We start from the raw sequence: 12,259 nt of genomic DNA, 5'->3' as shown, positions 1-12,259 counted from the left end.
GGCCCGCGCCACACCGCCGCCAGCCGGACGGCGGCGCACGCGGCGGATCGTGGCCCGACCGGCGGATGCGGCTACGGCGGGCGGCGTTCAGCCCAGCTGGTCGTGCAGGAAGGCCACCGTGCTCTGCCAGGCCTGCGCGGAGGACTTCGGGTCGTGGACCTCGGGCCGGCCGTCGTTGAAGAAGGCGTGCTGGGCCGGATAGACGCGGAGGTCCGGGGTGATGCCGGACTGCTGCTGCACGGCGGCCCGCAGCTCGTCCAGCTTCTCGAGCGGGATGCTCGTGTCCAGCTCGCCGTAGTGACCCTGGACCTGCGCCTCCAGGGCGGAGAAGTCGGGGAGGTCCCCCTGGATGACCCCGTAGAACGGCACCGCCGCACCGATGCGCCGGTCGGCCGCGGCCAGGTAGATCACGAAGCCGCCGCCCATGCAGAAACCGACCGCGCCGACCGTGTCCGAGGTGACCTCGGGCAGGCCGAGCAGATGGTCGACCGCTCCGGAGAGCAGTTCGACACCCCGGGCGACCGGCAGATCCTGCATCATCCGCAGGGCCTCATCGCTCTCGTGGGCCACATTGCCGCCGTACAGGTCGGGGGCGAGCGCCACGAAACCCTCCTGCGCGAGCCGGTCCGCGACGTCGGCGATGTGGTTCGTCAGACCCCACCACTCCTGGATGACGATCACGCCGGGCCCCTGCCCGGACGGCGGCAGCGCCAGATAGCCGTGCGCGGTGGACCCGGCACTGGGGAAGGTGACGTTCTGGCGGGCGGGGGCTCCGGTCGCCTTCGGCTTCTCGGTCATGCTCTCAACTCCTGTTGGGGGACAGCGCTGGGCGGGGGACAGGGTCCCGAGTCGATCTCCACGATGTCATGGGCGGGTCCGTCGCCGGGCACCGGCCCGCGGGACGGCCCGGGACGGCCCGGGACGGGCCCGGGATGGCCCAGGACGGGGCCCGGGATGGCCCAGGACGGGGCCCGGGACGGCAGCCAGGACGACCCGGGACGGTCGGGCGAGCCGTCCGCTCTGTCCGCTCCGTCCGAGCGGTCCCCCGGTCGCCGCAGGTGAGGCCGGCCAGGTCCGGGTGCACCCCGCGCCGCCGCCGCCCGAGCCCCCGCCTCGCGAGGGCCGGCGGGCCGCGCCGCCGGGGCCGCCAGGACGAACCGCTCGCGGGATGCCGTACCCTACCGTGTTACGTATAACTTCCGGAGAGGTCCTGATGAGACGCATCGCCCTGGTCACCCTCGTCGTCGACGACTACGACGAGGCGATCCGCTTCTACACCGACGCCCTCGGGTTCCGCCTCGCCGAGGACGCCCCGCGGCCCGACGGCTCCCGCTGGGTCGTCGTCGAGCCGGGCGCGGAGGGCGCGGGTACGGGGCTGCTGCTGGCCCGCGCCAAGGACGAGCCGCAGCGCGGCCGGGTCGGCGACCAGACCGGCGGCCGCGTGGGCTTCTTCCTGCACACCGACGACTTCACCCGGGACCACGCCCGGATGCGCGCCGCCGGGGTGACCTTCCTGGAGGAGCCGCGCCACGAGCCCTACGGCACGGTCGCCGTCTTCCAGGACCTGTACGGAAACCGCTGGGACCTGCTCCAGTCCGCCACCGGCGCCTGACCCCCCGTACGACCCGCGCACCACGCGTCCGCGGAACCCATCGCCCGCCACCGGACCACCTGCCGAGGAAAAGAACGCATGACCGCGCACCGCATCGACATCGACACCATCCGCCGCCTGCCGAAGGCGGTGCTGCACGACCACCTCGACGGCGGACTGCGCCCCGCCACCCTGGTGGAACTCGCCGCCGCGGTCGGCCACACGCTGCCCACCACCGACCCGACGGAGCTCGCCGCCTGGTACTACGAGGCCGCCAACTCCGGTGACCTCGTGCGGTACATAGCCACCTTCGAGCACACCCTCGCCGTCATGCAGACCCGCGAGGGCCTGCTGCGCACCGCCGAGGAGTACGTCCTCGACCTGGCCGCCGACGGAGTGGTCTACGGCGAGGTGCGCTACGCCCCCGAGCTGATGCTGAGCGGCGGGCTGACCCTGGCCGAGGTCGTCCGGACCGTGCAGGAGGGCCTCGCGGCCGGTATGGCCAAGGCGTCGGCCGCGGGCACCCCGGTCCGGGTGGGCACCCTGCTGTGCGGCATGCGCATGTTCGACAGGACCCGGGAGATCGCGGACCTGGCGGTGGCGTTCCGGGACGCCGGTGTCGTCGGGTTCGACATCGCGGGCGCCGAGGACGGCTTCCCGCCGGCGGACCACATCGCGGCCTTCGAGCACCTGCGCCGCGAGAGCGTGCCCTTCACCATCCACGCCGGTGAGGCGCACGGTCTGCCCAGCATCCACCAGGCGCTCCAGGTCTGCGGCGCCCAGCGCATCGGCCATGGTGTGCGCATCACGGAGGACATCGTGGACGGCAAGCTCGGCCGTCTCGCGGGCTGGGTGCGCGACCGCCGCATCGCCCTGGAGATGTGCCCGACGTCCAACCTGCAGACAGGTGCGGCCACCTCGATCGCCGAGCACCCCATCACGGCCCTGCGCGACCTCGGCTTCCGCGTCACCCTGAACACCGACAACCGCCTGGTGTCCGGTACGACGATGACCCGCGAGATGTCGCTGCTGGTCGAGGAGGCCGGCTGGACCGTCGAGGACCTGCGCACGGTCACCGTGAACGCCCTCAAGAGCGCGTTCCTCCCGTTCGACGAGCGGACCGCGCTCATCCGGGACGTCGTGCTGCCCGGCTACGCGGACGCCGGGGCGTCCGGCCGCACGGCGGTCTGACTGCTCAGCGCAGCAGCCCCCGGGCGTACGCCGCCTGGCCGACATGCTGGAGATCGTCGGCCAGGACACTGACCAGGCGCACGCCCAGGGTGACCGGCGGGTCCCACTGCTCGTCCACGACGCGCTCCAGGTCCTTGTCGGCCAGTCCGCGGACGAAGCCGAGGGTCCGCTCGTGCACGGCGTCGTAGTAGCCGGTCAGGAGGCCGCCCGAGTCCACCCGGACCTGGGCGGCCTTCTTCGACGTGTGGCCGTACCCCGTGTCGCGCTCGGGCAGCCCGAGCGCGAAGCGGCCGGCCCAGCCCGCGGACAGCCAGACCTGCTCGTGGCCGGCCACGTCCGCGACGTGGTCGTCCTGCACACGTGACAGATGCCAGATCAGCCAGGCGATCGAGTTGGACCCGATCCGGGGCGGGGCGTTCAGCTCCTCGGCGGAGAGTCCGTCGACGGCCGCGTGCACCTCCTCCTGGATCCGTCCGTACGCTTCGGCGAGAACGTCCTTGGCATGCATGACGCCCACTCTCTCCCGGCAGCGCCCGATTCGCGATCGGGACCCGGCCGTCCCGGGGAACGGGAGGCATGCGAGGGACAGTTGCGGGTGCCCCCCGGCCGGCCGCGGACGGCACGATGCGGCAGGCACCCTGTGGCAGCGAGGCCGACGGCAGGGCTGCTCCCAAAGGATCAAGCAGAAGTCCGTGGTCCCGGCAGGACACCTGCCGGGACCACGGACGTCAGGCGGTGGTGCAGGGAGCCCCGTTGAGCGTGAACGACGCCGGTTTCCCGGTGTCGCCCGTATGGCTGGCCTGGAAGCCGATCTGCGTACTGGCCCCGGCCGCGAGCGTGGAGTTGTACGAGAGCCCCTTGGCGGTCAGCGAGCCGCTGCCCGGGCTGTACGTCGCCCCCCAGCCGGAGACGATGCTCTGTCCCGCGGGCAGGGTGAAGGCGAGCGACCAGGCGGCGATGGGGGCCGTACCGGTGTTGGTGAGAGTGATCGTCGCGGTCAGACCGCTGTTCCAGGCGCTGACCGTGTAGCCCACCCGGCAGCTGCCCGGGGCGGGCTCGGGGCCGGGGCCCGGGCCGGGGTCGGACGCGTCCAGACCGAAGAACGCGATCGCCCGCGCCGCCATGCCGGCCGCCGGCAGGGTGTGGCCGGCGCCCTGCACGCTGATGGCTTCCACCGGCGGCTGTGTGCCGGTGCCGCCGTAGCGGGTGCGGGTCCAGTCGGACTGCGGGTGATCGGTGAAGGCGGCTGTCCGGCTCACCCCGTGCACGTTCGTCCACTGGTCGATCTGCTCGCCGAAGTTCGGGTAGCGCAGCGTGGTGTCCTCGGTGCCGTGCCAGATCTGCATCCTCGGGCGAGCGCCGCTGTAGCCGGGGTGGGCCGACCGGACCAGGTCGCCCCACTGCTGCGGTGTCCTGTCGACCGTCCCGTTCGCGCAGGCGCTGTTCCAGCCCGAGCCGTCGGTCGTGGCGAAGCACGAGTGCGGTACGCCCATGAAGGCGGCGCCGGCCTTGAACACGTCGGGGTAGTTGCCCAGCAGGACGTTGGTCATCATCGCGCCGGAGGAGGCCCCGGTGACGTAGACCCGGCCGGGGTCGGCGTTCAGGTGCTCCTCGGCGTAACGGACCATCGACCTGATGCCGACCGGGTCGCTGCCGCCGTCCCGCCTGAGGGCTTGCGGGGAGGAGACGTCGAAGCAGTTGCCGCTCCGGGTCGCCGACGGATAGACGACGACGAAGCCGTACCGGTCCGCGAGCGAGGCGAACTCCGTGCCCGCGTGGAAGGCGGGACCCGAACCGGTGCAGTAGTGCACCGCCACCAGCACGGCGGGCCTGGCACGGACGCTGTCCGGCACGTACAGGTGCATCCGCAGACCGCTCGGGTTGCTGCCGAAGCCGGTCACCTCCGTCAGCGTGGCAGCCGACGCCGGAGGCGCGGCGACGACGAGGAGGAGCGTCGACAGCAGGGGCAGGATCCCTGCCAGGAGAGCCGTCAGCCGAGCTCTCACCGTGAGCCGTGCTCTCGCCGGCCGCCGGGCGGCGGCCGGTCCCCGTGGGGACATCTCGGTCATGTGCGCGTCCTTCCTGTACTGACTGCTGTACCTGGGACGGCCGCCCGGGCACCGCCCGCGGAGCTGCGTGCCTGTCCGCGGGGCGGGCCCGGGCGGCCCGGGGCGGAGGTGGTCAGGACGCGGTGCAGTTCCCGATCGCCGGTGCCGAGGTGTTGCCGTTCGTCATGACGGTGAAGCCGAAGCTCGTCGACGCGCCCGCGGCCAGGTTGCCGTTGCCGTTGGGCCGCATCGTCATCACGTTGCCGCTGCTGTCCCAGGTGGGTGAGCCGTTCCAGGTGGCGGAGACCTTCTGCGGCGGCGTCACTGTGACCGCCACGGTCCAGCCGCTGATCGCGGTGCTGCCCGCGGTCACGGTCACCTGGCCGTTGAAGCCGCCGTTCCACGACGCGGTCCTGCTGTAGGCGACGGAGCAGGTGGCATTGCCGCCTCCGCCTCCGCCCCCGGTGCCGCCGAACGCCGAGATCACGGCGCCGTAGGCCGGCTTGGCGGTGTAGTTGCCGTCGAAGAGCAGGGGGGTGCCGCTGCTGCGCCAGGAGTACTTGTCGGTGACGCCCCAGACGGTGATGCCGGTGCAGCGCGAGACGCCGAGGCACGCCTTGACGACGTTGCCGTAACTCGTGGCCTGGGACGCGCCGGAGCCCTCGATGTCCAGCTCGGTGATCTGTACGTCGACGCCGAGGTCGGCGAAGCGCTGCAGGTTGGCCTGGTAGTCGGCGGGTACCGGCGAGGCGCTGTTGAAGTGGGACTGGAAGCCGACGCAGTCGATCGGCACACCGCGGGACTTGAAGTCCTTCACCATGTTGTACACGGCGGTGCTCTTCGCGTTGACGCCGTCGGTGTTGTAGTCGTTGTAACAGAGCTTGGCGGCCGGATCGGCGGTGCGGGCGGTGCGGAACGCCTCCTCGATGAAGCCGCTGCCGAGCTTGTCCTGGAACGGCGAGCTGCGTCGTGCGCCGCTGTTGCCGTCCTGGAAGGCCTCGTTGACGACGTCCCAGGAGTGGATCTTCCCCTTGTAGTGCTGCATGACCTGGGTGATGTGGTTGTTCATCGCCGTTCTGAGGTCGGCGGTGCCCAGACCGGCCACCCAGCCGGGCAGCTGGGAGTGCCACACCAGTGTGTGGCCGCGGACCTTCATGCCCTTGCTCTGGGCGTGGCTGACGATCTGGTCGGCCGACCCGAAGCTGAACGAGTTCCTGGACGGCTCGACGGCGTCCCACTTCATCTCGTTCTCGGGGGTCACCGAGGTGAACTCCCGGTCGAGCGTGGACACGTACGCCGATTCGCCGAGGTGGCCCGCCGCGACGGCGGTGCCGAAGTAGCGGCCCTGGGCGGCCGCTGCCGAGCCGAGGGTGGTGGCGGCGTGGGCCGTGTCCGAGAGGGCTCCGACGCCCCCGGCGGCCAGGAGGCCCGCCGTGGCCAGGACGAGTGCCTTACGGGCGCGGGAACGCCGCCGGGGCGGTGGCGCGGGGCCGCGGTCGACCGACGTGAAGATCATGTGCATGTCATCCCCTTCTACGGGTGCCGGAGCGGTCCGGCGGTGTGCGTGAGGGCGGGGTGGATGAGAGTGCGAGGTGCTGCATTCGAAAGTTGCGAGCATGTTTCCGAATGGCTGCGCAGAACTTATGGGCAAGGGTCCGGTCGGTCAACCACTAGCGCGCAACTCCCCGCACTCTGGCCGAGAGTGTGCAGGCGCGAAGGCGGGGTGATCTCCTCGATAACGGTTTGATCGCACGCTTGCACCCCCGTTGACCCCCGAAGAGGCCTCCCTTACGGTCCAGGAATCGCAGTGACTTTCGGCAATGCGGCCGAAACTTTCGAAAGGTGCGCCATGAAGACACGTGCGCGGTTCCCCCGGATGCTCGCCGGAGGCGTGACGATGGCCCTGGCCCTGAGCCTCGCGGCCTGTGGGGACGGGGACAGCACGTCGTCCTCCGACGGGGGGAAGATCCACGTCCTCGTCTACGGGGACGCCACCAACAAGGTCGAGAAGCAGCTCGTCGCCGAGTTCAACAAGACGTCCGAGGTCAAGGCGGTGCTGGACACCATCCCCGGCGCCGACTACCAGCAGAAGCTGCAGACGATCATCAGCACGCCGCAGGCCCCGGACGTCTTCTTCAACTGGGGCGGCGGCAGCATCCAGCCGTTCGTGAAGGCGGATCTGCTCCTGCCGCTGGACGGCATGATCAAGGACAATCCCTCTCTGGTGGCCCAGTTCCTGCCCTCGGTCTTCGACACCGCCAGGATCGACGACAAGCCGTACGGCATCCCGATGCGCGGCACCCAGCCCGTCCTGCTGTTCAGCAACAAGAAGGTGCTCGCCGACGCGGGCGTCGAACAGCCCAAGACCTGGGACGAGTTGCTCGGAGCGGTCAAGAAGCTCAAGGCGGCCGACGTCACGCCGATCGCCCTCGGCGGCGGCGACCAGTGGCCGACGCTGATGTGGTTCGAGTACCTCTACGACCGTGTCGCGGGCCCCGGGCTCTTCCAGAAGGCGCTCGACGGGGACAAGGACGCCTGGGCGAGCGCGGACAGCAAGAAGGCGCTGAGCATGCTCAAAGACCTGATCGACGCCGGCGCCTTCGGCACCAACTTCGACTCGGTGAAGTTCACCGACGGCGGGTCACCCGCTCTGCTGGCCGCCGGCAAGGCCGGCTTCGAGCTGATGGGTTCGTGGGAATACTCCACCCAGCAGGACGCCAACAAGAAGTTCGCCGAGAAGAACCTCGGCTACAGCGCCTTCCCCAGTGTCGAGGGCGCCAAGGGCGACCCCGGCAACCTGGTCGGCAACACCAACAACTTCTACTCCGTGCTGAAGAAGACCGAGCACCCCGAGGCCGTGGCGGAGTTCCTGAAGCTCATGTACTCCGACAGCTTCGTGAAGAAGCAGCTGTCCATCGGCAACCTGCCGACCACGACGAACACCGAGAAGTTCCTCGACACCTCGGCCAGCCCCGAGTACTCGCGCTACCAGTTCGACCTGGTGAAGAAGGCCCCGTCCTTCCAGCTGTCGTGGGACCAGGCCTACCCGCCCGCGGCCATCACCCCGATCCACCAGGCCGTCCAGCAGTTCTTCAACGGCCAGCTCGACGCGGACGGCTTCATCAAGGCCATGCAGGCCCTTCCCACCGCCTGAGTCCGCGATGACCACACAGATGACGCGAGTCCGTCCGCCCACCCGGGCGGACGAGCCGGCCGCCCGCCGCCGGAACAGGAGCGCCGGTGTCTCCGGCGTGGGACACCCGGGATTCGCCTGGGCGCTCCCGGCCACGGTCTTCTTCGGCCTCTTCGCGATCGCCCCACTGATCATGGTGGGAGTCCTGTCCTTCACCAGCTGGAACGGCCTCGGATCACCGGAGTTCGTCGGCACGGACAACTGGAGCCGGGTCTTCGCCGACCCGGTCATGGTCGAGAGCATCTGGCTGAGCCTGCTGATCACTGCCCTCGGCGTGGCCCTCCAGACCCCGCTGAGCATCCTGCTCGGCGTCTGGGCCGCCGGAAGACAACGCAACCGTGCCGTCCTGTCGGCGGTCTACTTCGTCCCGCTGCTGCTGTCGTCCACGGCCGTCTCCGTGCTGTGGCGGGCACTGCTCGACCCGAACTTCGGGGTTCCGTCCCAGGCGAAGTGGCTGTTCGGCGACGGCAATCTGTTCGGCAGCCAGTCCACCGCGATCGGTGTCCTCGCCTTCGTCAGCACCTGGCAGTTCACGCCGTTCCACACGCTGATCTACCAGGGAGCCGCCCGCGCGATACCCCAAGTCCTCTACCAGGCAGCGGAGATCGACGGAGCCGGACGCTACCGGCAGTTCTTCCACATCACGCTGCCGCAGCTGCGCAACTCGATCATCACCTCGATGATCCTCATGGTGGTCGGCGGCCTCACCACCTTCGAGACCGTGCTCATCCTGACCCAGGGCGGACCCGGCACCGACACCACCATCAGCGCCTACTACATGTACCAAAAGGCCTTCAAGGGCTTCGACTTCGGCGCCGCCTCGGCCATCGCACTCGTCCTGGTGATCGCCGCCACGGTCATCTCACTGATCGTGGTGCGCGTCTCGGGCTACGACAAGATGCGCGGCTCCGCGGAAGGTCTGTCATGAAAAGACGCCCCAACTACGTGGCCGGCGCGGCCTCCGTAGGCTGGCTGCTGCTCGTCGGCCTGCCGCTGTACGTCATGCTCGCCGCGACGGTGCAGTCCCGCTCCGAGTACGCACAGAACGGCCCCCTGTCCTTCCCGGACAGCTTCACCCTCGACAACTACACGGGAGCCTTCTCCAACGGCTTCGGGCGCTACTTCCTCAACACCGTGATCGTCACCGTGTGCGTCGTCGGCCTGGTGCTCCTGCTCGTACCGCCGCTGGCCTACGCGATCGTGCGTGCCCGCGGCAGGGTCACCTCGGGAGTCTTCCGGCTGTTCCTGCTGGGCCTCGCCATCCCGGCCCAGGCCGTGATCGTCCCGATGTTCTACCTGATCAGCAAGGCCGGGCTCTACGACAACCTGATCGGCGTCATCCTGCCGACCGCGGCCTTCTGCATGCCCATCACCGCGCTGATCCTCAGCGGCACCATGCGCGACATCTCCCAGGAGCTGTTCGAGGCGATGGCCATGGACGGTGCGTCCACCCGGCGGGTGTTCTTCCAGCTCGTGCTCCCGCTCTCCAGGAGCGGGCTGTCCACCATCGTGGTGTTCTCCGCCCTCCAGGCGTGGAACGGCTTCCTGTTCCCCCTCGTCCTGACCCAGTCCGACTCGACCAAGTTGATCACGCTGGGCCTCTACAACTTCCAAACCGAGCACGGCATCGACATCCCGGGCCTGCTGGCCGCCGTGGTGCTGTCCATGATGCCCGTCCTGCTCGTCTACCTGTTCGCCCGTCGCGCCCTGGTCCAGGGCCTCATGGGCGTCGGAGGAAAGTGACCGCCAACGTGGCAGTTGAGACAACCCCCGTTTCCGTCCCGCACGTCTGGAACGACCCCGACCAGGACACCGACACCCGGGTCTCCGCCCTGATCGCCGCCATGACCCTCGAGGAGAAGCTCGCGCAGCTCTTCGGCGTGTGGGTCGGCGCGTCCGACGAGGGCGGCGAAGTGGCGCCCCACCAGCACGACATGGAGGAGGCCGTCGACATCGAGGCGCTCCTGCCGGCCGGCCTGGGACAGCTGACCCGCCCCTTCGGCACGGCTCCAGTCGACCCGGCGCTCGGCGCGCTCTCCCTCATGCGCACCCAGCAGCGCATCGCCTCGGCGAACCGCTTCGGCATCCCGGCCATGGCCCACGAGGAATGCCTCACCGGCTTCGCCACCTGGGGCGCCACCGCCTACCCGGCCCCCCTGTCCTGGGGAGCCACCTTCGACCCGCACCTGATCCGGCGCATGGCCGCCGCCATCGGCCGCGACATGCGCTCCGTCGGCGTCCACCAGGGCCTCGCGCCCGTACTCGACGTGGTCCGGGACGCCCGCTGGGGCCGCGTCGAGGAAACCATCGGCGAGGACCCCTACCTCGTCGGCACCATCGGCACCGCCTACGCGCAGGGTCTGGAGTCGGCCGGAGTCGTCGCCACCCTCAAGCACTTCGTCGGCTACTCGGCCTCACGCGCCGGACGCAACCTCGCCCCCGTCGCCGTCGGCCCGCGGGAGCGCGCCGACGTCCTGCTGCCGCCCTTCGAGATGGCGCTGCGCGAGGGCGGGGCCCAGTCGGTGATGCACGCCTACACCGACACCGACGGCCTGCCCTCCGCGGCCGACGAGGAACTGCTGACCGGGCTGCTGCGCGACACCTGGGGCTTCGAGGGCACGGTGGTCGCCGACTACTTCGGCATCGCCTTCCTCAAGATCCTGCACGGTGTCGCGGACAGCTGGGCCGATGCCGCCGGAGCCGCGCTCCACGCCGGCGTCGACGTCGAACTGCCCACCGTCAAGACCTTCGGCGCCCCTCTGCTGGAGGCCGTCACCTCCGGGCGGGTGCCCGAACCGCTCGTGGACCGCGCCCTGCGCCGGGTGCTCACACAGAAGGCACGGCTCGGTCTGCTGGACGCCCACTGGAACCCGGTTCCCGCCGCCCTCGCCGGCGCCGCCCCGGACAACCCGCAGACCCTGCGCGGCACCGTCGACCTGGACACTCCGGCCAACCGCGAGCTGGCCCGGGAGATCGCCGACCGGGCCGTGGTGCTGCTGCGCAACGACGGGACGCTGCCGCTCGCCAAGCCGCGCCGCATCACCCTGGTCGGCCCCAACGCCCAGGAGCCGACCGCCGTACTGGGCTGCTACTCCTTCCCGCTGCACGTCGGCGTGCACCATCCGCAGGTCCCGGCGGGCATCGACCTGCCCTCGCTGCGGGACGCCCTGGAGCGGGAGTTCCCGGACGCGGAGATCACCGTGGCGCGCGGTACCGGGATCGACGACGGCGACACCTCCGGCATCGCCGGGGCGGCAGAGCTCGCCGGGCGGGCCGACCTCGTCATCGCGGCCCTGGGCGACCGGGCCGGGCTGTTCGGGCGCGGGACGAGCGGCGAGGGCTGCGACGCCGACTCCCTGGCGCTGCCCGGCGCCCAGCAGGAACTGCTGGACGCCGTCCTCGACTCGGGAACGCCGGTCGTCGCCGTCCTGGTCGCCGGGCGGCCCTACGCACTGGGCCGCGCCGCGGACCGGGCCGCCGCGATCGTGCAGACCTTCTTCCCCGGAGCCGAGGGCACCGCGGCCATCGCGGGCGTCCTCAGCGGCCGTACCAACCCCTCCGGGCGGCTGCCGGTCAGCGTGCCGCGCGGTCCGGGCGCGCAGCCCGCCACCTATCTCGGCGCGCGGCTCGCCCAGGCCAGCGAGGTGTCGAACATCGACCCGACCCCGGCCTTCGGGTTCGGACACGGCCTCTCGTACACCTCGTTCACCTGGAGCGACCTCGCCGTGGGCGACGCGCAGAGTCCCACGGACGGCGCGTTCGCACTGGCCTTCACGGTGCGCAACACCGGGGACCGGGCGGGCACCGAGGTCGTCCAGCTGTACCTGCACGACCCCGTCGCCTCGGTCGTCCAGCCGGTGCAGCGGCTCATCGGGTACACCCGGGTGCCGCTCGGGCCGGGCGAGGCGCGCCGGGTCAGGGTGAGCGTACCGGCCGACCTCGCCGCGTTCACCGGCCGCGACGGGCGGCGCGTGGTGGAGCCGGGCGCACTGGAGCTGCGGCTGGCCGCGTCCAGCACCGACCCGCGACTGACGGCGACGGTCACGCTGACCGGGCCCGGGAGGTACGTGGACCACACCCGGCGGCTGCACGCCGACTTCACCCAGTCCGCCGAGTGAGCCGGCCGGGGGGGGGGGGGGGGGGGGGGGGGGGGGGGGGGGGGGGGGGGGGGGGGGGGGGGGGGGGCGGAGGAGGGGAGGGTAGCGGGACAGGGCAACACCCAAAACATACCCCGTC

Annotated in this window: 10 protein-coding genes; 6 read left to right on the top strand and 4 right to left on the bottom strand. The window is 70.9% G+C overall.

All coding sequences use genetic code 11. The features are described 5' to 3' along the window. Nucleotides 1-87: 87 nt before the first annotated feature. Nucleotides 88-798, bottom strand: coding sequence for a dienelactone hydrolase family protein (locus AC069T_RS16565; protein ID WP_478783420.1), 711 nt, complete (start codon nucleotides 796-798; stop codon nucleotides 88-90). 415 nt (nucleotides 799-1,213) lie between these two features. On the opposite strand from AC069T_RS16565, the gene AC069T_RS16560 reads away from it, so the two are divergent. Both AC069T_RS16560 and AC069T_RS16555 read left to right on the top strand, forming a co-directional pair. Continuing rightward, on the top strand, nucleotides 1,214-1,612 hold the full coding sequence (locus tag AC069T_RS16560) for a VOC family protein (protein ID WP_478783419.1): 399 nt from the start codon (nucleotides 1,214-1,216) through the stop codon (nucleotides 1,610-1,612). A 78-nt stretch (nucleotides 1,613-1,690) separates the two neighbouring features. Continuing rightward, nucleotides 1,691-2,782: an adenosine deaminase gene (locus AC069T_RS16555; RefSeq protein ID WP_478783418.1), complete on the top strand. Its 1,092-nt coding sequence runs from the start codon at nucleotides 1,691-1,693 to the stop codon at nucleotides 2,780-2,782. A 4-nt stretch (nucleotides 2,783-2,786) separates the two neighbouring features. Here AC069T_RS16555 and AC069T_RS16550 read toward each other — a convergent pair whose 3' ends face one another. The 3 genes from AC069T_RS16550 to AC069T_RS16540 all read right to left on the bottom strand — a co-directional run bounded on the left by AC069T_RS16550 (nucleotide 2,787) and on the right by AC069T_RS16540 (nucleotide 6,352). Beyond that, nucleotides 2,787-3,290, bottom strand: coding sequence for a mycothiol transferase (locus AC069T_RS16550; protein ID WP_478783417.1), 504 nt, complete (start codon nucleotides 3,288-3,290; stop codon nucleotides 2,787-2,789). Nucleotides 3,291-3,510: 220 nt separating this feature from the next. Then, the gene (locus AC069T_RS16545; RefSeq protein WP_478783416.1) at nucleotides 3,511-4,851 is read right to left on the bottom strand and encodes an extracellular catalytic domain type 1 short-chain-length polyhydroxyalkanoate depolymerase; all 1,341 of its coding nucleotides are present in this window, start codon (nucleotides 4,849-4,851) and stop codon (nucleotides 3,511-3,513) included. 112 nt (nucleotides 4,852-4,963) lie between these two features. Next, nucleotides 4,964-6,352, bottom strand: coding sequence for a glycoside hydrolase family 10 protein (locus AC069T_RS16540; RefSeq protein ID WP_478783415.1), 1,389 nt, complete (start codon nucleotides 6,350-6,352; stop codon nucleotides 4,964-4,966). Between the two features lie 327 nt (nucleotides 6,353-6,679). Between AC069T_RS16540 and AC069T_RS16535 the strand changes: the two genes are divergently transcribed. Genes AC069T_RS16535 through AC069T_RS16520 form a run of 4 tightly spaced genes read left to right on the top strand, consistent with a single transcriptional unit; the run spans nucleotide 6,680 to nucleotide 12,141 of the window. Continuing rightward, nucleotides 6,680-7,984: an ABC transporter substrate-binding protein gene (locus AC069T_RS16535; protein WP_478783414.1), complete on the top strand. Its 1,305-nt coding sequence runs from the start codon at nucleotides 6,680-6,682 to the stop codon at nucleotides 7,982-7,984. Nucleotides 7,985-7,991: 7 nt separating this feature from the next. Then, the gene (locus tag AC069T_RS16530; RefSeq protein WP_478783413.1) at nucleotides 7,992-8,951 is read left to right on the top strand and encodes a carbohydrate ABC transporter permease; all 960 of its coding nucleotides are present in this window, start codon (nucleotides 7,992-7,994) and stop codon (nucleotides 8,949-8,951) included. Next, a complete protein-coding gene (locus AC069T_RS16525) occupies nucleotides 8,948-9,766 on the top strand; it encodes a carbohydrate ABC transporter permease (RefSeq protein WP_478783412.1) in 819 nt (272 codons plus the stop codon). Before AC069T_RS16530 ends, AC069T_RS16525 begins: the two co-directional genes overlap by 4 nt. Continuing rightward, entirely contained in the window at nucleotides 9,763-12,141 is a 2,379-nt protein-coding gene (locus AC069T_RS16520; RefSeq protein ID WP_478783411.1) for a beta-xylosidase/alpha-l-arabinosidase, read from the top strand. Before AC069T_RS16525 ends, AC069T_RS16520 begins: the two co-directional genes overlap by 4 nt. Nucleotides 12,142-12,259: the final 118 nt, after the last annotated feature.

Source organism: Streptomyces sp. NPDC043867, from assembly GCF_056435845.1.
Note: the sequence above shows the minus strand (reverse complement) of the source record. Positions and strands in the feature narration are given on the sequence as shown.

Excerpts from the sequence above, each read along its gene's own strand:
- AC069T_RS16565 (WP_478783420.1), bottom strand. The coding sequence starts at position 798 with ATGACCGAGAAGCCGAAGGCGACCGGAGCCCCCGCCCGCCAGAACGTC.
- AC069T_RS16560 (WP_478783419.1), top strand. The coding sequence starts at position 1,214 with ATGAGACGCATCGCCCTGGTCACCCTCGTCGTCGACGACTACGACGAG.
- AC069T_RS16555 (WP_478783418.1), top strand. The coding sequence starts at position 1,691 with ATGACCGCGCACCGCATCGACATCGACACCATCCGCCGCCTGCCGAAG.
- AC069T_RS16550 (WP_478783417.1), bottom strand. The coding sequence starts at position 3,290 with ATGCATGCCAAGGACGTTCTCGCCGAAGCGTACGGACGGATCCAGGAG.
- AC069T_RS16545 (WP_478783416.1), bottom strand. The coding sequence starts at position 4,851 with ATGACCGAGATGTCCCCACGGGGACCGGCCGCCGCCCGGCGGCCGGCG.
- AC069T_RS16540 (WP_478783415.1), bottom strand. The coding sequence starts at position 6,352 with ATGCACATGATCTTCACGTCGGTCGACCGCGGCCCCGCGCCACCGCCC.
- AC069T_RS16535 (WP_478783414.1), top strand. The coding sequence starts at position 6,680 with ATGAAGACACGTGCGCGGTTCCCCCGGATGCTCGCCGGAGGCGTGACG.
- AC069T_RS16530 (WP_478783413.1), top strand. The coding sequence starts at position 7,992 with ATGACCACACAGATGACGCGAGTCCGTCCGCCCACCCGGGCGGACGAG.
- AC069T_RS16525 (WP_478783412.1), top strand. The coding sequence starts at position 8,948 with ATGAAAAGACGCCCCAACTACGTGGCCGGCGCGGCCTCCGTAGGCTGG.